At 66.1% G+C, this 19,325-nt stretch carries 18 protein-coding genes; 4 read left to right on the top strand and 14 right to left on the bottom strand.

Going from position 1 to position 19,325, the window contains the following annotated elements; genetic code table 11:
- Positions 1-120: 120 nt before the first annotated feature.
- From DW151_RS02965 to DW151_RS02980, 4 genes are all read left to right on the top strand, one after another.
- The gene (locus tag DW151_RS02965; RefSeq protein ID WP_158571643.1) at positions 121-1,845 is read left to right on the top strand and encodes a L,D-transpeptidase; all 1,725 of its coding nucleotides are present in this window, start codon (positions 121-123) and stop codon (positions 1,843-1,845) included.
- Between the two features lie 132 nt (positions 1,846-1,977).
- Complete coding sequence (locus DW151_RS02970) at positions 1,978-3,390, top strand: efflux RND transporter periplasmic adaptor subunit (protein ID WP_118334378.1); 1,413 nt, start codon at positions 1,978-1,980, stop codon at positions 3,388-3,390.
- Positions 3,390-4,163, top strand: coding sequence for an ABC transporter ATP-binding protein (locus DW151_RS02975; RefSeq protein ID WP_118334379.1), 774 nt, complete (start codon positions 3,390-3,392; stop codon positions 4,161-4,163). Before DW151_RS02970 ends, DW151_RS02975 begins: the two co-directional genes overlap by 1 nt.
- Positions 4,160-5,374 (top strand): ABC transporter permease, encoded by a 1,215-nt coding sequence (locus DW151_RS02980; RefSeq protein ID WP_118334381.1) that lies wholly within the window; start codon positions 4,160-4,162, stop codon positions 5,372-5,374. The genes DW151_RS02975 and DW151_RS02980 overlap by 4 nt, the downstream gene beginning before the upstream one ends.
- Positions 5,375-5,586: 212 nt before the next feature.
- Here DW151_RS02980 and cobK read toward each other — a convergent pair whose 3' ends face one another.
- From cobK to DW151_RS03045, 14 genes are read right to left on the bottom strand one after another with little or no spacing between them, the layout of a single operon-like run.
- The gene (gene cobK, locus DW151_RS02985) at positions 5,587-6,360 is read right to left on the bottom strand and encodes a precorrin-6A reductase (protein WP_118094584.1); all 774 of its coding nucleotides are present in this window, start codon (positions 6,358-6,360) and stop codon (positions 5,587-5,589) included.
- Positions 6,357-6,998, bottom strand: coding sequence for a precorrin-8X methylmutase (locus tag DW151_RS10635; protein ID WP_199579888.1), 642 nt, complete (start codon positions 6,996-6,998; stop codon positions 6,357-6,359). The genes cobK and DW151_RS10635 overlap by 4 nt, the downstream gene beginning before the upstream one ends.
- A complete protein-coding gene (locus DW151_RS10640; RefSeq protein ID WP_117647859.1) occupies positions 6,999-7,514 on the bottom strand; it encodes a cob(I)yrinic acid a,c-diamide adenosyltransferase in 516 nt (171 codons plus the stop codon).
- Positions 7,511-9,010 carry a cobyric acid synthase gene (locus DW151_RS02995; protein WP_233543308.1) on the bottom strand — a complete coding sequence of 500 codons (1,500 nt, stop codon included), beginning with the start codon at positions 9,008-9,010 and terminating at the stop codon, positions 7,511-7,513. The genes DW151_RS10640 and DW151_RS02995 overlap by 4 nt, the downstream gene beginning before the upstream one ends.
- Entirely contained in the window at positions 9,003-10,226 is a 1,224-nt protein-coding gene (locus tag DW151_RS03000; protein WP_158571644.1) for a histidinol-phosphate transaminase, read from the bottom strand. Before DW151_RS03000 ends, DW151_RS02995 begins: the two co-directional genes overlap by 8 nt.
- Positions 10,223-11,197 (bottom strand): adenosylcobinamide-phosphate synthase CbiB, encoded by a 975-nt coding sequence (gene cbiB / locus DW151_RS03005; RefSeq protein WP_118270303.1) that lies wholly within the window; start codon positions 11,195-11,197, stop codon positions 10,223-10,225. The genes DW151_RS03000 and cbiB overlap by 4 nt, the downstream gene beginning before the upstream one ends.
- On the bottom strand, positions 11,197-12,261 hold the full coding sequence (locus DW151_RS03010) for a histidine phosphatase family protein (protein WP_233543309.1): 1,065 nt from the start codon (positions 12,259-12,261) through the stop codon (positions 11,197-11,199). Before DW151_RS03010 ends, cbiB begins: the two co-directional genes overlap by 1 nt.
- Positions 12,195-13,073 carry an adenosylcobinamide-GDP ribazoletransferase gene (gene cobS, locus DW151_RS03015; protein WP_118334387.1) on the bottom strand — a complete coding sequence of 293 codons (879 nt, stop codon included), beginning with the start codon at positions 13,071-13,073 and terminating at the stop codon, positions 12,195-12,197. The genes DW151_RS03010 and cobS overlap by 67 nt, the downstream gene beginning before the upstream one ends.
- On the bottom strand, positions 12,959-13,507 hold the full coding sequence (locus tag DW151_RS03020; protein ID WP_118334388.1) for a bifunctional adenosylcobinamide kinase/adenosylcobinamide-phosphate guanylyltransferase: 549 nt from the start codon (positions 13,505-13,507) through the stop codon (positions 12,959-12,961). The genes cobS and DW151_RS03020 overlap by 115 nt, the downstream gene beginning before the upstream one ends.
- Positions 13,504-14,646 (bottom strand): nicotinate-nucleotide--dimethylbenzimidazole phosphoribosyltransferase, encoded by a 1,143-nt coding sequence (locus DW151_RS03025; protein ID WP_118334390.1) that lies wholly within the window; start codon positions 14,644-14,646, stop codon positions 13,504-13,506. Before DW151_RS03025 ends, DW151_RS03020 begins: the two co-directional genes overlap by 4 nt.
- Positions 14,639-16,021: a cobyrinate a,c-diamide synthase gene (locus DW151_RS03030; protein WP_233543313.1), complete on the bottom strand. Its 1,383-nt coding sequence runs from the start codon at positions 16,019-16,021 to the stop codon at positions 14,639-14,641. The genes DW151_RS03025 and DW151_RS03030 overlap by 8 nt, the downstream gene beginning before the upstream one ends.
- Positions 16,018-17,490, bottom strand: a complete 1,473-nt coding sequence (gene cbiE / locus DW151_RS03035) for a precorrin-6y C5,15-methyltransferase (decarboxylating) subunit CbiE (RefSeq protein ID WP_118334392.1) — start codon at positions 17,488-17,490, stop codon at positions 16,018-16,020. Before cbiE ends, DW151_RS03030 begins: the two co-directional genes overlap by 4 nt.
- Positions 17,478-18,221, bottom strand: a complete 744-nt coding sequence (gene cobJ, locus DW151_RS03040) for a precorrin-3B C(17)-methyltransferase (RefSeq protein WP_117564102.1) — start codon at positions 18,219-18,221, stop codon at positions 17,478-17,480. The genes cbiE and cobJ overlap by 13 nt, the downstream gene beginning before the upstream one ends.
- A complete protein-coding gene (locus DW151_RS03045) occupies positions 18,221-19,312 on the bottom strand; it encodes a cobalt-precorrin 5A hydrolase (protein ID WP_233543314.1) in 1,092 nt (363 codons plus the stop codon). Before DW151_RS03045 ends, cobJ begins: the two co-directional genes overlap by 1 nt.
- Positions 19,313-19,325: the final 13 nt, after the last annotated feature.

Raw genomic sequence — 19,325 nt, forward strand, 5'->3', positions numbered from 1 at the left:
ATGTCCCACCTCTTTTGAATGCCACCGTTTCCGTACCACAAACAACTAGGTAATCGCTATAATGCAAGCCCAGTAAAAACACGATGAGCCGCAAGGCGAAATTCGAAGGATATGCATACGATGTCGCAAAACGATCGAACTCAACTGATTCCCGATCCGCAGCAGCCGAGCAGGCACACCGGTGGCGTTCAGTCGCCGCGTCCTATCGCGCCGAGTCACAGTCAGCAGCGTGGTGCGGCAAACGCTTCCCAACGGCCGAACCAGCAGCGTCAGCAACGTCAGCAGCGCCAGGCAAACGGAAATGCGCCCAAGCAGCCCCCCACGCACGCTCGGGGCGATCGCGGCCCCACGCGCAAACCCGCCGAGAACAATAAGTCGGGCAAAAAGACGACGCTCTTTGTCGTCCTGGGTCTTATCGTCATTGTCTATATCGTAGGCGTCGTAGCGTTTTCCCAGCTAGCCTACCCCAATACCACCATCGCCGGCGTCGACGTCTCGTTCTCCAACGCTTCGTCTGCCGCCACCAAGGTCAACTCGGCATGGAAGCACTATAAGCTCACCGTGACAGGCGATGACTTTAGCTGGACGTATCAGCCCGAGTCCGATGAGCCCATCGTCGACGGCGAAGCTGCCGCAAAAGAGATCATCAGCCACAACGAAGCCTTTGTATGGCCGGTCCGCCTTGTGGAATCCTTAAGCGGCAAAACCAAAACAACCGCTACCTCCAACGAAGTCGATCTTGATCAAGACGTCGACCTGTCCATGCTCTCCGACACTTTTGACCAAAAGAAGTTTGAGGAGGATCTGGGCGCCGCCATCGACGAGTTTAACGAGGGGCGTTCGGGCACGTTCGAAGCCAATAGCTCCTATGACGAGCAGGCCGGCAAGTTTACTGTCGAGAAGGCGCGCTCCAACGAAAAACTCGACCGTGAGCATGTCATTAAGTATGCCGAGCTCGAGCTTTCCTCGCTGTCCGAGACCGTAGACCTTTCCAAGCTCGGCAACGATGCCTATGAGCCGCTCAATGGAACGCTGACCGATGATCAGATTCAGGCCGCATGCGATGCCGCCAACAACTTCCTGGGCGTCAACGTGACCCTCAAGCTCAACGGCGAGGATGCCGGCAAGGTTGATGGCAGCTCCGTGTTGCAGTGGATCAGCTTTGCCGATCCGGCCAACCCCACACTCGATACGTCGCAGATCAGCAGCTGGGCAGCCGAGCTCGCCAACGGCTTTAACACCGTGGGCTCCACTCGCTGGTGGACGCGCGCCGATGGCAAGCAATGCGCCGTAGAAGGCGGCGACTTTGGTTGGTCCATCGACAGCAGCTCGCTCGCCAAGCAGGTCGAGGACGCCATTAACAACAAGCAGACCGGCGAAATCGAGATCAAGTACTCCCAGAAGGCCGACACCTTTACCGCAAAGGGAGAGCCCGACTGGAAGGCATACGTCGATGTCGATCTATCCGAGCAGCACGCGCGCTACTACGACGAGAGCGGCAACATCGTGTGGGAGGCCAACTTTATCTCCGGCAAGCCGGGAGAGGACGCCACCCCCGAGGGCGTATGGCAGATTAACAGCAACGATGGCGCCAGCAAGCTCATCGGTGCCAAGGACCCTGAGACCGGCAAGCCCAAATACGAGAGCCCGGTCAGCTATTGGATGCCGTTCGAGGGCAATATGGTCGGATTCCACGACGCCACCTGGCAAAACGACAAGAGCTTCGATAATGCCGAGTCGTACAAGTGGTGCGGCAGCCACGGTTGCATCAACCTGCGCCTGGCCGATGCAAAGGCACTTCACGACTGCATCAAAGTCGGCCTGTGCGTGGTTGTCCACTCGTAGTGCAACGCGCGCATTCCCACAACGTGGAGCCGCTGCGACCAATCTAACAGTTCCGAAAGAATCCGCCATATGCGCCCGCCTTACGCGACGGGCGCATATACTTATTGAGGAACTTTCTATAAAGGAGACGCTATGCCGAATGTCCCCACCATCACCCCAGGCCCGGATGATGCCGAGTACACGCCCGAAGGTGCCACCGAAACGATTCCTTTGATTACAAACGTACATGCCGAAAAGCAGAGCGGACGCACGAACGATACCGCCGAGATTTCCGATGAAGAAGCCTATGCAAAGCTCAAGGCAAAGCGTGCCGAGCGTCGGCGCAAAAAGCTCATCCGACGCGGTATCGCCGTCGGTGTCGTTGTTGCCATCGCGCTCATTGCCATCATCGCAACGCTGGTCATCAACGCGCAACCCGCAGGCACCAACGGACCGGTGACCGACATGGTCACCGAAGGCACGTTTACCACCACAGTCGAAGCCAAGGGACAGCTCAAGCCTATTTCAGCCTCGGTCGTCTCCCCTTCCGTCGATGGTACGGTGGCGCAGATCAACGTGCAGGCCGGACAGAGCGTCAACGAGGGCGACGTGCTCATGACTATTAAGAACGACGCGCTCGATAACGCTGTTTCCGAGGCGCAGCGCGCGGTCGCGGCCGCCCAGGAAGACCTGAACAATGCAAAGGCGACGCTCGCGGCCGCACAGGCCGCACCGGCAACGGACGGTGACGGATCGACCGGCCCATCGGACGCAAGCACCAACGCAAATGCCGTCTCGACCGCCCAGCGCAACCTCGCCTCGGCCCAGGCAACGCTGGAGCAGGCAACTGCAAAGGCGGCCGAGCGCACCGTAAAGGCCCCCAGCTCGGGCAACATCGTCGAGCTCAACGCCAAGGTGGGCGCCACGGTAACAGGCGGCATGATCATGGGCGAAAGCGATACGAGCGGCGGCAAGCAGTGCATGCAGATCGCCGACCTGTCCAAGATGAAGGTGACGGTTCAGGTGGGCGAAAAGGATATCGCCAAAATTGCCGTGGGCCAAAGCGCCAACGTGACCTATCCCGCGTTTCCCGACATCGTGAGCCAGGGCACCGTCACGGCTATCGCCTCGGTGGCAAACTCCGACTCCTCCTCCGGGAGCGGCGGCAGTGTGACCTTTAACGTCGACATCCTCATCGAAGCACCTGACAGTCGCCTTAAGCCGGGTATGACTGCCGAGGTCTCGGTAGTGACCGAGAAGCTCGACGACGTGGTTATGGTGCCGACCATGGCGCTGATGACCGAAGACGGCGAGCACTATTACGTCAATCTGGCCACCGATTCGGAAGGCAAGAAGACGCGCCGCGTGAAGGTGACCGTCGTGACGCAAAACGACAACGAGGCTGTAGTCGGTAAGACGCAGGTCAAGCGCGACGACCAGGGCAACGAGATCAACCCAGACGTCCCGGTTACCAAGTTACGCGACGGCGACACCATCGTGACGGATACCGGCACAGGCATGACGGCAGACGGCGGCGACAATATGTCTGCCGACGAGGGCAAGTAATGCGTCCCGTCATCGACATCCGCAACGTGCACCGCATCTTTGAGAGCGAGGCCGGTTGCGCCCACATCCTGCACAACGTGGACCTGGCGGTGAACCCCGGTGAGTTCGTCGCCATCACCGGCCCCTCGGGCTCGGGCAAGTCGACGCTCATGAACATCCTGGGCTGCCTGGACAAGCCGACGGCGGGTGATTATTTCCTGCAAGGGCTCAACGTCGCCGAGCTCGACGATGATGAGCTCACCGAGGTGCGAGCGCTGAGCATCGGCTTTGTCTTTCAGAGCTTTAATCTGCTGCCGCGCCTGACGGTGATCGAAAACGTCATGCTGCCGCTGTCCTACACCAATGTGCCGCGCAGCCAGCGCGAGATGCGCGCCGTACACGCGCTGCAGGCCGTCACGCTGCCCGTCGACCACTGGGACCACCGCATATCCGAGCTCTCGGGCGGCCAGATGCAGCGCGTCGCCATCGCGCGCGCCCTTGTCAACGATCCACCCATCATTTTGGCCGACGAGCCGACGGGCAACCTGGACTCCGCCACGGGAGCGCTCGTCATGGAAACCTTCCACAAGCTCCAGGAGCGCGGCAAAACCATCGTGCTTATCACACACGACCCCGGCATCGCCGCCGAGGCCGACCGCGCCGTGACCATCCGCGACGGTCGCATTCACGACGGCGCGTATATTCCGCATGCACCGCGGACCCTACGCAGCGCCGTAGATAACCTGCCCATGATTTCCGCCTCCGCCAACCCGCCGAAAGGAGTGATGGCATGAGCGCCCGCGATCTTATCCAGGAAGCCCTTCACTCGCTCGAGGCCAACAAGGGGCGCAGCCTGCTCACCATCCTGGGCATCGTCATCGGCATCGCCTCGGTCATTGCCATGACTTCGCTCATCGGCGGCATCCAAAACAGCTTGGTCAACAGCCTGGGCCTCAACGCAGCTCGCATGGTTCAGATCTATTCGTCCCAAGAACTCTCTGATTCTGACGCCCAGAAGCTTAAAAAACTGGTGCCGCAGATTGAGCAGATCGGCATCGTCGATAGCGCGTATTCCGAGTACAAGGTCGGGGATAAAAGCTATACCGTCATGGCACACGGCGTCGATAGCGACATGCTCGATGCCGTGGGCGCCAGCAAGCTCGTTGCGGGACGTGTCTATTCACAGGCAGAGTCTCAATCAGGCTCGCGCGTGGCGCTCATCAGCCGCGGCGGCGCCGATCAGCTTTACGGCAACGAACAGGACGCACTGGGGAAAACCATCAAGGTGTCCAACGGCGAGGTGCAGATTGTAGGCGTGATTGATGGCGGCAGCGACTCCATGGGCTCGCTCACGCTGTATATGCCACGCGAAACCATCTCCGGCCTGTTTGGCGACGAGAATCCTTCATTTCCCAGCGTGACGGCACTTGCCGCCGAGGGCACAGACATGGACGAGCTCTGCAAGACCATCGAGTCTAAGGTGCGCGCGATGAAGGGCATCTCGGAGGATGATGAGTACGACAGCGTATCGGCGACCTCCATGAAAAGCGCCATCGATGCACTCAACTCGTTTATGGGCGCCTTCTCGCTCATCATGGGCGCTGTCGCCAGTATCTCACTGCTTGTCGGCGGAATTGGCATTATGAATATGATGCTCACCAACGTGACCGAGCGCATCCGCGAGATCGGTATTCGCCGTGCGCTTGGTGCAAGCCGACGTGATATCACCGCGCAGTTTTTGGCCGAGTCCTCGGCGCTGTGCGTCACCGGTGGCCTGCTGGGTGTCCTGATTGGCTATCTGCTGGCCTGGGGCCTCGCGATGTTTGCCGCAGGATCAGGGGTTCTCAACGAGCTCGGTGCCAGTGGGGAGATCACACCGAGCTTTTCAATCGCCACGGTGCTGCTGGCCTTCGGCGTCTCCGTCGGCATCGGCGTAATCTTTGGCTTCTACCCCGCTCGCCGCGCGGCAAAGCTCAACCCGGTGGAGTGCCTACGCTACCAGTAAGCCACCACCAACAAGTTGCGGTGAATTAGGGACTGAATATGCTATCTAGCAGCAAAAACAGACACTATTTCACCGCAACTTATTGAAGGGCTGTTTGCGCCAGTTCTGGGCGTCGTCCTCGAGCTATTGATGGATGACGGGCTTGTACGGGTCGAGCTTGCTCGGGACGCTCCTCCTCGCGGGCGGGAGGGCGCGCTAGGCGCGGCAAGCGCCTAGCGCGCGAACTCCCGTAAGAGCGCGTCTTCCACTTCCCGAAGCGAAAGGGCCCCGCTTCCCTCGGCGGGACGGGTGACCACGATGCAGCGCGCTCCCACGTCGCGCGCGGCGGCGAGCTTCTCGGCCGTGCCGCCTACGGTTCCCGAGTCCTTAGTCACAAGCCACTGGGCGCCCACCTGCCGAAGCATCGCCTCGTTGAGCTCGCGGGTGAAGGGCCCCTGCATGCCGATGACGTGCGACGGCGAAAACCCCGCGTCGATGCACTTCGTTATAGCACCGGGCAGCGGGAGCACACGCACGAAGAAGCGCTCCGCGAAATCGGCGACGCTCGTGTAGGGAGCAAGCTCCTTGCTCCCCGTCGTGAGAAGCGCGCGACCCGGGTTCTCGGAGAGAAAGCGCGCCGCGCAGGCGATCGACGCGACCGGCACGACGCCTTTGGGCAGCGCCTCGACCGGGCGCGCAAGGCGCAGGCATCGTGCACCCACGGCGAGCGAAGCGGCCCGGATGTTGCCGCTTGCGAGCGTAGCGAAGGGGTGCGTGGCGTCGACAACGATGCACGCGCCGGAAAGCTCGCGCTCCATGTCGGCATCGTCGAGCCTGCCCGCATGCACCTCGATGCCCGGAAGCTCGCCCAAAAGCTCGCCTCCGTACTCGGTTGCCGCGTAGGCACGGGCGGGGATGCCCGCCCTGCTCGCCCATTCGCACAGAAGGCGGCCCTCGGTGGTGCCGGCGAAGATGCGCAGCGCCGGCGCGGATGCGGGCGCCGTCACTTCGGGCCGCCTGGGCGCGTGATCTGGTAGAGCAGCGCGTTCAGAATGGCAGCCGCCACGGTCGAGCCGCCCTTGCGACCCCTCGCGACGATGGCTGGCACGCGTCGTGCGAGTAGCTCCTCTTTCGCCTCGACCACGTTCACAAACCCGACCGGCACCCCAACGACGAGCGCGGGCGCGATCTTCCCCGCGTCCATGAGCTCGGCGAGGCGCAGAAGTGCTGTGGGAGCGTTGCCGACGGCCACGATGAGCGGACCCTCGATGCCGCAAGCTTTGTCCATGCTCGCAACGGCGCGAGTCGTGCCCGCGGCGCGCGCAGCCGCGGCGACATCGGGGTCGGCCATGAAGCACACGGCCTTGCAGCCGAGCTTCGCGAGCGCGGGCTTGCTTATGCCTGCGAGCGCCATGTTCGTGTCGGTGAGCACCGTGGCCCCTGCGCGCAGTGCGTCGAGCGCACAGTGCGCGGCGTCATGGGTGAACACGAGGGAATCGGCGTACGAGAAGTCGGCAGTGGTGTGGATGACGCGCTTCACGACGGGCTCTTCGAGCGGCGGGAACGTGCGGCCGCCGAGCTCTTCGGTGATGATCTCGAAGCTGCGCCGCTCGATGTCGCCGGGCGCCATCTCCTTGGAATCCATCTAGTACTCCACTCCTTCCCTTGCACATATCCCCTGCTCGTAGGGGTGTTTCTTGCACCGCATCTCGGTTATGTAGTCGGCCTTCTCCACGATCTTGCGGGAAGGCGCGCGCCCGGTGAGCACTACTTCGACGCCGAGCGCGGACATATCGAGTGCGCGGTCCACGAGTGCCTCGTCGACAAGCCCCTTCGAAAGCGCGTCGAGCGCCTCGTCGAGCACGAGCAGTCCCTCTTGCGCGCCCTCGAGCTCGGCGAGCGCGGAAGCGAGGTTCCCATCGTGCAGCTCGCACGTCGCGGCAAGTTCTTCCGACGTCATCGACCAGGTAAACTTGTCCGACGCCTTCCCCGCGAACACGGGCACGCCAAAATGCTCGGCGAGCAGGCGCACCTCCCCGCTTTCGCCGTCTTTCAGGAACTGCACGACGACGACGCGGCGGCCTGCAGCGAGCATGCGAAGGGCGAGGCCCATCGCCGCCGTGGTCTTGCCTTTGCCGTCGCCATGATACACGTGGATCATACGCCCTCCTCGATAATGCGGTAGACATACTCCATGTCGAGCGCCCCGCGCACGACGTCGGCCAGGCGGTCAAACTCGCGCGCACGGTGATCGGCCGCGGACGCCGCGCCCGCAGCACCCACGACGCTCTCGGGCAGGCCGCGCATGCGCGCGAGCGAGCGCGCGAGGGCGAGCGCAACCCCCGGTTCGTCGAACAGGCCGTGGAGATAGGTTCCGAACACGTTTCCGCAGGCCGCGCCTTCCGGTTTGCCGCCAATCGTGCCCGCAGGAGCGCAGGAGACGGTCGTTTCGCCGTCGTGAATCTCGTACCCGCGCGCCGTCATGCCGTTCCACACCGAAAACGCGCCTTGGGCGCCCGTGATGCGCAGTGTCGACTGGGCGAGGCGCTTTTCCTCCTTGAACACCGTACTTGCAGGGATGAGCCCGAGCCCGCGCGCGGTGCCAGCGCCTTCCCTGCCGTGCGGGTCGGAAAGCTCGTCTCCCAAAAGCTGGTAGCCTCCGCATATGCCGAGCACCGGCGTGCCCGCGCCCGAAAGCGCGCGTACACAGGCTCCGATGCCGCTAGCCGCAAGCCAGCGCGCGTCGTCGAGCGTAGTCTTCGAGCCGGGAAGCACCACCAGGTCGGGTCGGCCCAGATCGGTCGTCGAGGAAACGTAGCGCACGCCCACGCCGGGCACGCGCGAAAGCGGGTCGAAGTCGGTGAAGTTCGACAGATGCGGAAGACGCACGACGGCGACGTCGATGACGCCGCGCGCCTCGCGGGCAGATAGGCGCGGCGCGAGCGAGTCCTCGTCGTCCAGGTCGAGCGTAAGATACGGCACGACACCCACGACGGGAACCCCGCACATCTTCTCGAGCGGGGCCAAACCCGGGCGCAGGATTTCCACATCGCCGCGGAACTTGTTCACCACAAGCCCCCGCAAAAGCGCGCGGTCCTCGGGCGCAAGGAGCGCGACCGTGCCGTAGAGCTGGGCAAATACCCCGCCCGAGTCGATGTCGCCCGCAAGCAGCACGGGGGAGGACACGGCGCGCGCGAGCCCCATGTTGACGATGTCATTTTCGGCAAGGTTGATTTCGGCGGGGCTGCCGGCGCCCTCGATGACGATGACGTCGTTTTCCTCCGCGAGCGAATCGAACGCCTCCAAAATCTGCGGCATGAGCGCCTTCTTTCGCGCGAAGTAGTCCCTCGCAGCGAAGGCTCCCTGCGCCTTGCCGGCCACGATGAGCTGGCTTCGGTGGCCGCTTTCGGGCTTGAGCAGGATGGGGTTCATGCGCACGTCGGGCGCGATGCCGCACGCCTCGGCCTGCATGATCTGGGCGCGCCCCATCTCGAGCCCGTCGGCCGTGACACCGCTGTTGAGTGCCATGTTCTGGCTCTTGAAGGGAGCCACGCGCAGGCCGTCCTGCGAAAGCACGCGGCACAGCCCAGCCGCAAGCAGGCTCTTCCCCGCGTTCGACATGGTGCCCTGGATCATGATGGGCTTCGCCCTACCCACGGGTATCGACCTCCTTCGCCAAGCCTCGGCCATCCGCGCCCGCCATAGCGCCGCTGAAAGAAGCGCCGCCCCGTTCGTCGGGTTCGCCTTCGCCCGATGCGCCTTCCGCCCGAAGCGCACGGCCGAACGCCATCGCAAGCCGGGCATTCTCCTTGCGCGTGCGCACCGCGACGCGGCACCAGAAACGGGACAGTACCGAAAACGAGTCGCACGTGCGGACCAAAACCCCCTGTTTATACAGGCGCTCGGGGATGTCTTTCGCCGGCGTGCGGACTAAAAGGAAGTTCGCATCCGACGGCACGACGGAAAGCCCGAGCGAGGAGAGCTCGTGGGAAAGCCACGCTCGCTCGCCCGCCAATACATCGCGCGTGCGCGAGACGTATTCAACGTCCTCCAGGGCGGCGATGCCCGCGGCCTCGGCGACCGAGGAGACGGGCCACGCCTGCCCCGCCCGGCGAATCCCCTCGATGAGTTGGGTGTTTCCGCTGATCAGATATCCCAACCGCAACCCCGCCATTCCGTAGAGCTTGGTGAACGCGGAGAGCACGGCCACATGGCGCGAACACGCGGCGCGTGCGGCCACGCTCCTTTCGCGGGCGTCGGGCGCAAATCCGAGAAAGCACTCGTCCACGACGAGCAGCGCGCCCACCTGCTCGCAGCGGCAGGCCGCAGCATCGATCACACGGGGGTCGACGAGGCGCCCCGTCGGGTTGTTCGGATTGCAGAGGTACGCCACGTCTCTCGGCCCCTCGATCGCGCGGGCGAAGGAGGCAGGCACGTCGAAGTCGTCCGCTTCGGAGAGCGGGAACTCCTGCACGCATGCGCCGTAGTACGATGCCGCCTCCGCATATTCAGAGAACGTCGGCGCGCACACGACGAGGCGTTTCGGGCGCACCGCCGCGGCGAGCCGCCAGATGATGTCGGACGCGCCCGCGCCGCAGACGATAGTATCTTCGGGAATGCCCTGGGCGCGCGCTAGGGCGCGAACGAGGGCGAGGCTTTCCCTATCGGGGTAGGCGTCGATTCGAGAAAGCGCCTTGCAAGCTGCGGCGACGGCGCGCGGCGAGGGGCCTGCCGGATTCACGTTCACCGAGAAGTCAATGAGGTCGGAGGCGCCCCCTTCGCAAGCGATGCCGAGCGATTGCGCGCTGCCCCCATGCGTACGGGCGCGCAGGATTCCCCCGGCAGCCCGGGGCGCGGCGTGGTCTTCCCTCATGCCATCGCCCCCACGGCGAGCACGACCGCCGCGCGCGCGGCGCCGAAGACGACGAGCGCGCATACGGACGCAGCGAGCATGAGCCTTGTCGCCCGGGCGATGTCGCCCCACTCGATTTCGCGGGACGCGTCTCCTATCGTCGGTTTCTCAACGAGCTTGCCGAAATACACCGCGGGTCCCGCCAGGCGCAGCCCGAGCGCGCCCGCGCACGCTGACTCAGTCTGTGCCGCGTTCGGGCTCGCATGGCGACGCCTGTCGCGGCGCCAGATGCGCGCCGCCCCGCGCGCGTCGAGCCCGACGATCGGGCACACGGCGATCATGAGCAGGGCCGATAAGCGCGAGGGGATCCAATTCACCGCATCGTCGAGGCGCGCCGAGGCGCAGCCGAAGTCGATGTAGCGCTCGTTTTTGTAGCCCACCATGCTGTCGAGCGTGTTCACCGCCTTGTACGCCATGCCCAAGGGCGCACCCCCGATCATAAGGTAGAAAAGCGGCGCGATGACACCGTCGCTCGCGTTCTCCGCCACCGTTTCCACGGCGGCGCGCGCGACGCCCTGCTCGTCGAGAACAGACGTGTCACGTCCCACGATGAGCCCGACGGCTTCGCGCGCCGCGACAAGGCCGCCCTTCGAGAACGCGCGGGCAACGGCCAGGCTCTGGCGGCGCAGCTCGCATGCCGCGAGAATCTGATAGCTCGCCCATGCCTCGGCCACGAAGCGCAGGCCGGAGTAAACCATGCCGCAAAGATGCAGGATTACCCAGGTCAAAAGCCCACACGCAAGCGGAAGCGCCACGGCGAGCACAAGCCCTGCGGCGCGCGTGCCCGCGGACGTTTGCGGGAATGCGCGCCGCAGGCGGCCTTCGGCCCACGTGATCGCGCGCCCCATGGCGACGACGGGATGGGGAAGCCAGCGCGGGTCGCCGAAGGCAAGGTCGGCCGCGAACCCGGCGGCGACGGCAAGAATCGTCATCACCGGGCATCGCCCCCCGAAGCGGGGCGAACGTCGCGAAGGCAGCGCCCATCCCAAGTGGCGGCCCATGCGCCGCCCGGCTCGGTATGCACGTCGAAGTATCCCATTTTCGGGACAGCTAGCTCGGAGAGCAGCGCTTTCACGGTACCCGCGTGAACGACGAAGACGGCGCGCCCACTCCCCTGGGCGCGCTCCGATTCGCACGCCTCCCGAAACGCCGCGATGACGCGGCGGGTGAAATCGCTCTTGCCCTCGCCATGCGGGCAGCGCGTCTCGCACCAGGAGTCTACCCAGGCGCGATAGCGCGCATCCTCTTTAAGCTCGGCGGCGCTTCGCCCCTCGAAGTCGCCGAAATCCATCTCGCGCAGACCGGGGCACGCCATAAGCTCCGCGTTCGGGAAGAGGATGCGCGCCGTCTGGTCGGTGCGGGCCATGCCGCTCGTGATAACACGGAACACGTCACGATCGCACGCGAGGTCGCGCAAAGCGCGCTCGCCCGCACTCGACAGGGGCTCGTCGGTGCCCGCCCCGCTGTAGCGATGGTCTTCCGTGCCCGCCGTGGCACCATGGCGCACGAAGACGACTTCCAAAAGCGCACCCGCGCCCTGCGTCCCTCGAGGTGCATCGGCAAGGTTTCCTTTGATGACCTGGGGAATCCCGCACGTCATGCGCACGACGACGTCGGCGCGCGCAGCGAGCGCGCATCCCAGGCGCCCCGCGCGCTCGCGCCATTGGGCGTCTTCCGCACTCATGGGGACGACCCCCGAGCCGACCAAGGGCAGAATCACTGCGTCGAAGCCGATCAGCCGCTCGAGCGCCCGGTCAGCGTCGAGCGCGCGTACGAGTTCCTCAGCACGGTATGCGACGCGGCCGGCAAAAGCCGCGGGCACGCCGCCCTCCGCAAGCTGCGCCGCGTCGACGAAATCGTCCGCCGCGAACCCGAGCTTTTCACGCACGAAGGTCCTCTTCCCCGAATGCGCGCCACCTACCACGAGCATCATAGGAGCATGCCCCCCGCCACCAGCATGGCAAGCATCGCGAGCTCGGCCCATTGCAGAAACCATCCGGCCAAATCCCCCGTCACCCCGCCGAAGCGGGACAGGGCAACATGGCGGTACCACGCGAGCGCCAAAAGCCCCGCCACCGCCATAAGGGCGCCGACGGCCTGAGCGCACGCGACCATCCCTGCAGCCGAAGCCGCAGCGAAAGCGCAAAGCGGCACGACGATCGCCGCGCGCTTCTTCGCAGGCGAGAGCCCCGCGGCCATGCCGTCCGCCCGCGCGGCAGGCCAGCATTCAACGGCGAGTCCCGAAAGCGCGCGGGAGAACACGAGCGAGCACAGAAGCGCGAGGAACGCCCCCGCCGTAAGCGGCAGCGCGGTGAACAGGGAAAACTGCAGAATAAGGTACACAACAACACCGATAACCCCGAAGGCGCCCGCCCGCGGATCGTGCATGATCTCGAGCTTTCGCTCGCGCGGGGCCCAACTTGCAAGCGCATCGGAGGTGTCGCAGAGCCCGTCTAGGTGGATGCCTCCCGTCACCGCCACAGGCAGCGCCACGAGCACGGCCGCGACGATGGTCGCGGGCACGCCGAGCAGGTTCGCAACGTGTCCCCACGCCGTCATGAGGAACCCTTCCGCAAGGCCCACCAGGGGAAACGCGGCAAGCGCATGGGTTGACCCGAAATCGGTCCAGGCCGATTTCGGGACGGGGATGCGCGAGAACGTTCCGAACGCCGCGCCGATTGCCTCTGCTATCTTCACCTTGTAGGTCCTTCGCCTTTCATCCACACGGGAATCCCGCATACCACTTCGACTGCGCGGTCGGCCAGCGCCGCCACGCCCGCGTTCACGCGCGCGAGCGCGCGCCTCCATGCCTCGGTCCCTTCATCGTAGCGCATCCCATCGGCGAACACGTCGACGGTGACCACCACCGTATGCGCAGCGGCCTGAGCGAGCCGTTCAATGCCTCCGAGCACCTCGCGCGCCGCGGCGTCGGGGTCACGCGGGGACAAGCCGCCTTCCGCGAAGAGCTCGTTCGCAACCAGGTTGCCCACGTCCTCCAAAAGAAGCGTGCAGCCGCGCGGAAGCCCGGGCACTGCGGCGCCCACGTCACGCGTGCGTTCGAGGGTGGAAAACCCCTTGCCCTCGCGCAACGCCCGATGGCGCGCGATGCGGCGGGCGCCCTCTTCCCCGAAGGGTTCCATCGTTGCCAGGTACACGCGGGGGCCGTCGTGCCCGAGGCACAGGGACTCGGCGTAGGCGCTCTTGCCGCTCGCGGCGGCGCCGATGACGAGCGTCACCGTCATTTCCCGGCCTCGAAATGCTCGTAAGCAGCCATACCGGTCGCCGTGAACGTCTTCCCATCCCGGTACACGCGCAACGCCGAATCCAGAAGGGGCAGATACGCCATGGCGCCCGCGCCCTCGCCCAAGTGCATGCCTGCGTCGAGGGGTGCCTTTATGCCGAGCTCGCGAAGGAGCTCCTGGCTTGCGGGTTCGCTTGATGCGTGGGTGCCCACGAGGTAGCCCAAGGCGTTGGGGCACAGGCGCGCCGCGCACAGGGCCGCCGTGCAGGATATGACCCCGTCGAGGAGTGCCGGCGCCTTCGAGGCAGCGGCCCCTAGGTAGAAGCCGCACATCGCCGCGATGTCGAAGCCGCCCACCTTCGAGAGCACGTCGATCGGGTCGGCGGGATCGGGCGAGTTCGCGTCGATAGCGCGTTCGACCACGTCGCGCTTGCGCGCGAGCGAGGCGTCCGAGAGCCCCGCGCCGCGCCCGACGAGGCTCCGCGCGTCCGCCCGGATGAGCACTGCGGCCACCGCCGCCGAGGTGGTCGTGTTGCCGATGCCCATCTCGCCCGCGGCGAGAAGGCGCACGCCGGCGCGGGCAAGCCCGCACGCGACGGCAATTCCGACCTCGATCGCGCGCACGGCCCCATCGCGAGACATAGCGGAGCCGTGCGCGATGTTGCCGCTCCCCCGCCGCACGTTCGCGCGCACCATGCGCGCGTCTTCTATGCCCCGAGCCATACCCACGTCGACGGGCACGACCTCGGCACCCGCGAACGCCGCCATGCGGCAGGCGCTCGTGGCCCCCTCGCACATGTTGCGCGCGACGGCTCGCGTCACGTCTTGTCCGCTTTGCGACACGCCTTCGGCAACGACCCCGTTGTCGGAGAAGAATACCGCGAGCGCACGAGGAAACTCGGCCACCTCGGCGCTCCCCTGAGCTGCGGCGATACACGCGACAGCGTCTTCAAAGTCGCCCAATCCCCCCAAGGGGTGCGCGATGGAGTCCCACGCGGCGTACGCGGCGGCGCGGGCGCACTCGTCTGCAGGCGCGATCCGGGAGAGCGCGGCTTCGAGCACGGCGCACGGAGCCGACGAGAACGCTCGCTCGACTTCCTCGCGGATGCAGGCAAGCGCGGTTTCGGTTGCTTCAGCCATGCCGTCTCCTCTCTGCGAACGACGCTGCGGCAGACGCGAACGTGCGCGCAACGTCGGGGTTCGCAGGATAGTACACATGCGGGAAGCCCGCCACCAGGGACGGGGTGGTCGTCATGCACGGCCAGCCCTTGTCGCGCCGGGGCTTCTGCGCCCAAAAGTCGCCGCCCGGGCAGGTGGACTGCCAGTAGTGGAACTCGTGCGCGCGGATGCGTGTGCCGCGCGGCCCGTAGAGCCCGTCGCGTTGGGAAGTAAGCTCCACGTACCCGAAATGGGACAGCCTTCCCCCGTTCTCGCTTGCGCCCTCAAGGGCGCCCGCAACAGGCCAGCGCCGCCCCTCGCTATCGGCGATTTCGCGCTGCAGGTACAGAAACCCACCGCATTCGGCGACCGTCGGCATGCCGGATTCCACCGCGCGCCGCACCGCCTCGCGCATCGTCGCGTTCTCGGAGAGCTGCCGCGCATGGAGCTCCGGGTAGCCGCCCCCCAGATAGAGGGCGCTTGTCCCCCGGGGCAACTCGCTATCACACAGGGGGCTGAAAAAGGCCAGCTCGCAACCCAGATCCTCGAGCGCGCGCAGGTTCTCCTCGTAGTAGAACGAGAACGCCTCGTCACGCGCAACGGCGACGATGGGCCGCGCTCCCGCGATCGGCTCCAACCGGTAAGGTTCCTCGCGGATATCGGGTGCCGTCGCCGCCATTTCGAGCAAGCGGTCGACGTCGACGCTCTTTTCCACCAGCTCGGCCATCTTGTCGATGCGCGCGGAGAGCTGCTCGACCTCGTCGGCGGTCACAAGCCCCAGATGCCGGCTTTCGAGCGAGAACGCCTCGTCGGCGGGGATATTCCCCAAAACCGCGACGCCCGTGTGCTTCTCGATAGCAGGCGCCGCGTAGGCGCAGGCAGCGGCGCTCGTCTTGTTCAGCACGACGCCGCGCACGTTCGCACAAGGCAGGAACTCGGCGATGCCGCGGATTACAGCGGCGAGCGATAAAGACGCCCCGCGCCCGTTCACCACTAAAACGACCGGCGTTTCCGTGTCGCGCGCAACCTGGTAGCTGCTCGCGTCGGCCACGCCGGGCGCCATGCCGTCGTAGAAGCCCATAACCCCCTCGAGCACCGCGACATCCGCGCCCGCGGCGCCGCGTGCGAGCAGGGCGCGCAGCGTCGGGGCGTCGGTGAAGAAGCCGTCTAAATTGCCCGAGCGCGCACCCACGACGCGGCGATGAAAGAGCGGGTCAATGTAGTCGGGGCCGCATTTGAAGGCCGCGCATGCAATGCCGCGGCGCGCGAGCGCGCGCAGGAGCGCGCACGTTACGACCGTCTTGCCGCTCCCGCTCGAGGGCGCAGCGACCATGAAGCGCGGGATGGACGTGCTCACCGGGCGCCGCCTTCCCCACCTGCGGCGCTGCAGCTAGCAAGCGAGACCACCTCGACGGATGGGTTCCCCTCGACAGAGAGGTCCTCCCCGACAGGCGACTCAGCAAGCGCGCCGACTTCGGCAAGCTCCTCGGCATCCGCGCCCGCACCACGCGCGCTGACGAGGAACACGGGGTTTTGCGCCTTCATAAGATGGTGCGAGCCTACAGCCTCGGCACGGGCGGCCGACACCTGGCACGCCTCGAACCCCTTAAAGCGCGAACCCGAGAGGAGCGCGCACGCCTCGGTGAGCGTCTCAACGGTGACGCATGGCACGCACAGGCGAACCTGCGAGTTCTTCTCGAGCGCCGCCTCCACGATGGAGGGAAGCTCGCCCGCGCTCCCGCCGACGAACACGGCGTCGGGGACAGGCAGTTTCGCGAGTGCTTCGGGGGCGACACCGGGGACCGCATGCACGTTGCCGCACCCGAATGCATCCGCGTTCTCTCGGATGAGCCGCACGCCGGCCGCGTTGCGCTCGATCGCCCATACCGACCCCGCTCGCGCGACGAGCGCCGCCTCGATCGACACGCTCCCCGTGCCGGCGCCGACATCCCACACGGTGTCAGTCGCGGTAAGGCGCAGCTTCGCGAGCGCGACGGCGCGCACCTCCTGCTTGGTCATGGGAACGTCGCCGCGGATGAAGAGCTCGTCGGGAATGCCCGAGGAAGCGTACGGCCAGCGGGAGCTCGCGGCGCGGGATGCGCCCGCAGAGTCCGCCGCGAAAGAAGCCGCCGCGGGCGCAGACGCGCCGGCCGGCGCCTCGGAGGCTGCACTAGAGCCCGCAGGCGACCCGGCGCCGCCTGCGGGCTCGACAAGCATCACGTTCAAGTCGTCGAACGTCTGACCTGCGATTTCACTTGCGGTCGCGCAGGTGATGCGCTCGTCGGGGTACGACAGGCGCTCGGCCACCGTCACGCGCGCGTCCCCGAAGCCCGCCTGCACAAGCTCGCCCGAAAGCCGCGAGGGGTCTTCCCCGCCCGACGTGGCGAGGAAGAGCTCACCTGCGCGCTCGGCCTCGGCCACGATGTCGCACGCCACGCCGTGAGCGCTCGCGAAGCGCCAATCCTGCCATGGACGCGCGAGGCGCGCGGCGAGATACGACGCTGAGCTTATGCCGGGAATGACGCGCACGTCCACCCGCGCGTCGCCGGAGAGCGCCTGCACCAGGCGGCGCGCGCCGCTGAACAGCCCCACATCGCCCGTCATCACGACCACGGCGCGCTGCCACGACGCCGCATCGGTGAGAGCGGCGACGATGTCCGCCGTCTTCACGAGCTCGCATCTCACCACGTCGGGCGGCACGTCGATGCCGACAAGCGCGCGATGAGCGCCGATGACCACGTCGGCGATGTCGATCGCGTCGAGCGCCGCGCGCGAGAGCAAGTCGGGGTTTCCGGGCCCCGCCCCGATGATCGTTACCTTTCGCATGGAATCTCCCGATACCCGCGCGGCGTGACCATACGGCCGCCTACGCGCTTCGTGTCCGCGTTGCCGACGAACACGGTGGTGAACATGTCGGCGTCGAACTCCCCCAGCTCGGAGAGCTTGCACATGCCCGACTGCTGCCCCTCGCGCCCGATGTTGCGTACCCAGCCGCAGAGCGTGTCGGGGGCCTTCCATTCGAGCATAATCTTCGCCGCGCGCGAGAGCCTGTCGGCGCGCTTTCTGCTGCGCGGGTTGTACAAACAGATGCAGAAGTCGGCGCTCGCCACGGCGGCGAGCCTGCGCTCGATGACCTCCCACGGCGTAAGCAGGTCGGAGAGCGACACGACCGCGAAGTCGTGGGCAAGCGGGGCGCCGAGCACCGCCGACCCGCTCTGAGCCGCGGTGGCCCCGGCGATAACTTCCACATCTACATCGGGGTAGTCCTCCGCAAGCTCCAGCACGGGGCTCGCCATGCCGTACACGCCCGCGTCACCGCTGCACACGAGCGCCACGGCTTCTCCGCTCTGCGCGCGCGAAAGCGCCAGGCGGCACCGTTCGACCTCGTGCATCATCGGCGTCGCGAGATGCGCCGCGTCGGGCACGGCGGCGAGCGCGAGCTCCACGTATTTCGTGTACCCCACAACGATGTCGGCCGCCTCGAGCGCGCGCCGAGCCGCAATCGTCATGCCGTCGGGGCCGCCCGGACCGATCCCCACCACGAAGAGCTTTCCCATCACCGCTCCTTAAACGAAAGTTCGATAGTTACCTTGGAAAACGCGACGGTCACGCCGCCGTGAGCGAGCTTCGGGAAGATAAGTTTGCCCCCGTCCGCGAGCGCCGCGCGCTCGCACACGTTGTCGACCCCCACCGTCGCGCGCACGAAATCAGATGGCGAAACGCTGCCTTCGACCTGCGACAACTCCTCTGCGGAATACGTCACAAGCGGGATATTGCGCGCGCGACAGAAGGCGAGCAGACCCTCCTCGTGCGCCTTCACGTCGATCGTCGCCGCTTCGCGCACGGCCGAAGGCGAGATACCCGCCTGCCCGCACGCGAGAAGAAACGTCTCCCCGATCGCTTCGGCGCACGCACCGCGACGGCACCCTATGCCCGCAACGATGCAGGGCACGACAAGGCGAAGCGGCTCGGGCGCAGACGCCTGCGCCCGCACGCCCGCCGGCTTCCCCGTCTCACCGGCGGGCACGACCTCGCCCGTCGTCTCCGCCGCGCGAACGGACGCACCTGCATTCGCGCCAGCGAACGGCGACACGACAATATCGGCCCGAGCGCGGTCGGACGCAATGTCAACCCCCTCAGGCGGCTGTCCCGAAATCGGCATGTCGGAATAGAGCGCCACGCGCCCGCCCGAAAGCAGCCGCGCCGACACTCGCTTGATGGCCTCGGGATTCGAAACGGCGAGCCCCGCACAGCGCGCCCACGTATCCACCGCCCACACGCCGCGGACGTCGGTCGCCGTGGTGATGACGGGGATGGCCCCTGCCGCGCGTGCCACAGTTTGCGCAAGCTCGTTCGCACCGCCCAAATGCCCCGACAAAAGCGGGACAGCAAAGCGCCCCGCCTCGTCGATCACCACAACCGCGGAATCGTTTGCCTTCGAGGCGACATGCGGCGCGATCGCCCGCACGGCGATGCCCGCCGCGCCCACGAACAGGAGCGCGTCCGACGCTTCCCACGCGAGCGCCGTCCATGCGCGCAGGTCGGCCTTCCCCTCGCCGAACCCGCGCGAAACGGAAACGTCCCAGCCAGGGTCATCTTCACCTGTCTGCGCGCAATCGGAAAGCGCGCGTGCGGTGCGCTCCGCCAACGCATATCCCCTC

The organism is Collinsella sp. AM13-34 (genome assembly GCF_003473055.1).
Classification (GTDB): Bacteria; Actinomycetota; Coriobacteriia; order Coriobacteriales; family Coriobacteriaceae; genus Collinsella.

What these genes read in the sequence shown, in the direction of transcription:
- DW151_RS02975 (WP_118334379.1), top strand. Translation starts at nt 3,390, where the DNA reads ATGCGTCCCGTCATCGACATCCGCAACGTGCACCGCATCTTTGAGAGC.
- cbiE (WP_118334392.1), bottom strand. Translation starts at nt 17,490, where the DNA reads ATGCGAAAGGTAACGATCATCGGGGCGGGGCCCGGAAACCCCGACTTG.
- DW151_RS03020 (WP_118334388.1), bottom strand. Translation starts at nt 13,507, where the DNA reads ATGACGGTGACGCTCGTCATCGGCGCCGCCGCGAGCGGCAAGAGCGCC.
- DW151_RS03025 (WP_118334390.1), bottom strand. Translation starts at nt 14,646, where the DNA reads ATGGCTGAAGCAACCGAAACCGCGCTTGCCTGCATCCGCGAGGAAGTC.
- DW151_RS03000 (WP_158571644.1), bottom strand. Translation starts at nt 10,226, where the DNA reads ATGAGGGAAGACCACGCCGCGCCCCGGGCTGCCGGGGGAATCCTGCGC.
- cobJ (WP_117564102.1), bottom strand. Translation starts at nt 18,221, where the DNA reads ATGGGAAAGCTCTTCGTGGTGGGGATCGGTCCGGGCGGCCCCGACGGC.
- cobS (WP_118334387.1), bottom strand. Translation starts at nt 13,073, where the DNA reads ATGGAGGCGCGCGCTCGCGCGCGTGAACGCGGGCGTGGCGGCGCTGGC.
- DW151_RS02970 (WP_118334378.1), top strand. Translation starts at nt 1,978, where the DNA reads ATGCCGAATGTCCCCACCATCACCCCAGGCCCGGATGATGCCGAGTAC.
- DW151_RS10635 (WP_199579888.1), bottom strand. Translation starts at nt 6,998, where the DNA reads ATGGATTCCAAGGAGATGGCGCCCGGCGACATCGAGCGGCGCAGCTTC.
- DW151_RS03010 (WP_233543309.1), bottom strand. Translation starts at nt 12,261, where the DNA reads ATGGTTTCTGCAATGGGCCGAGCTCGCGATGCTTGCCATGCTGGTGGC.
- cbiB (WP_118270303.1), bottom strand. Translation starts at nt 11,197, where the DNA reads ATGACGATTCTTGCCGTCGCCGCCGGGTTCGCGGCCGACCTTGCCTTC.
- DW151_RS02980 (WP_118334381.1), top strand. Translation starts at nt 4,160, where the DNA reads ATGAGCGCCCGCGATCTTATCCAGGAAGCCCTTCACTCGCTCGAGGCC.
- DW151_RS02965 (WP_158571643.1), top strand. Translation starts at nt 121, where the DNA reads ATGTCGCAAAACGATCGAACTCAACTGATTCCCGATCCGCAGCAGCCG.
- DW151_RS10640 (WP_117647859.1), bottom strand. Translation starts at nt 7,514, where the DNA reads ATGATCCACGTGTATCATGGCGACGGCAAAGGCAAGACCACGGCGGCG.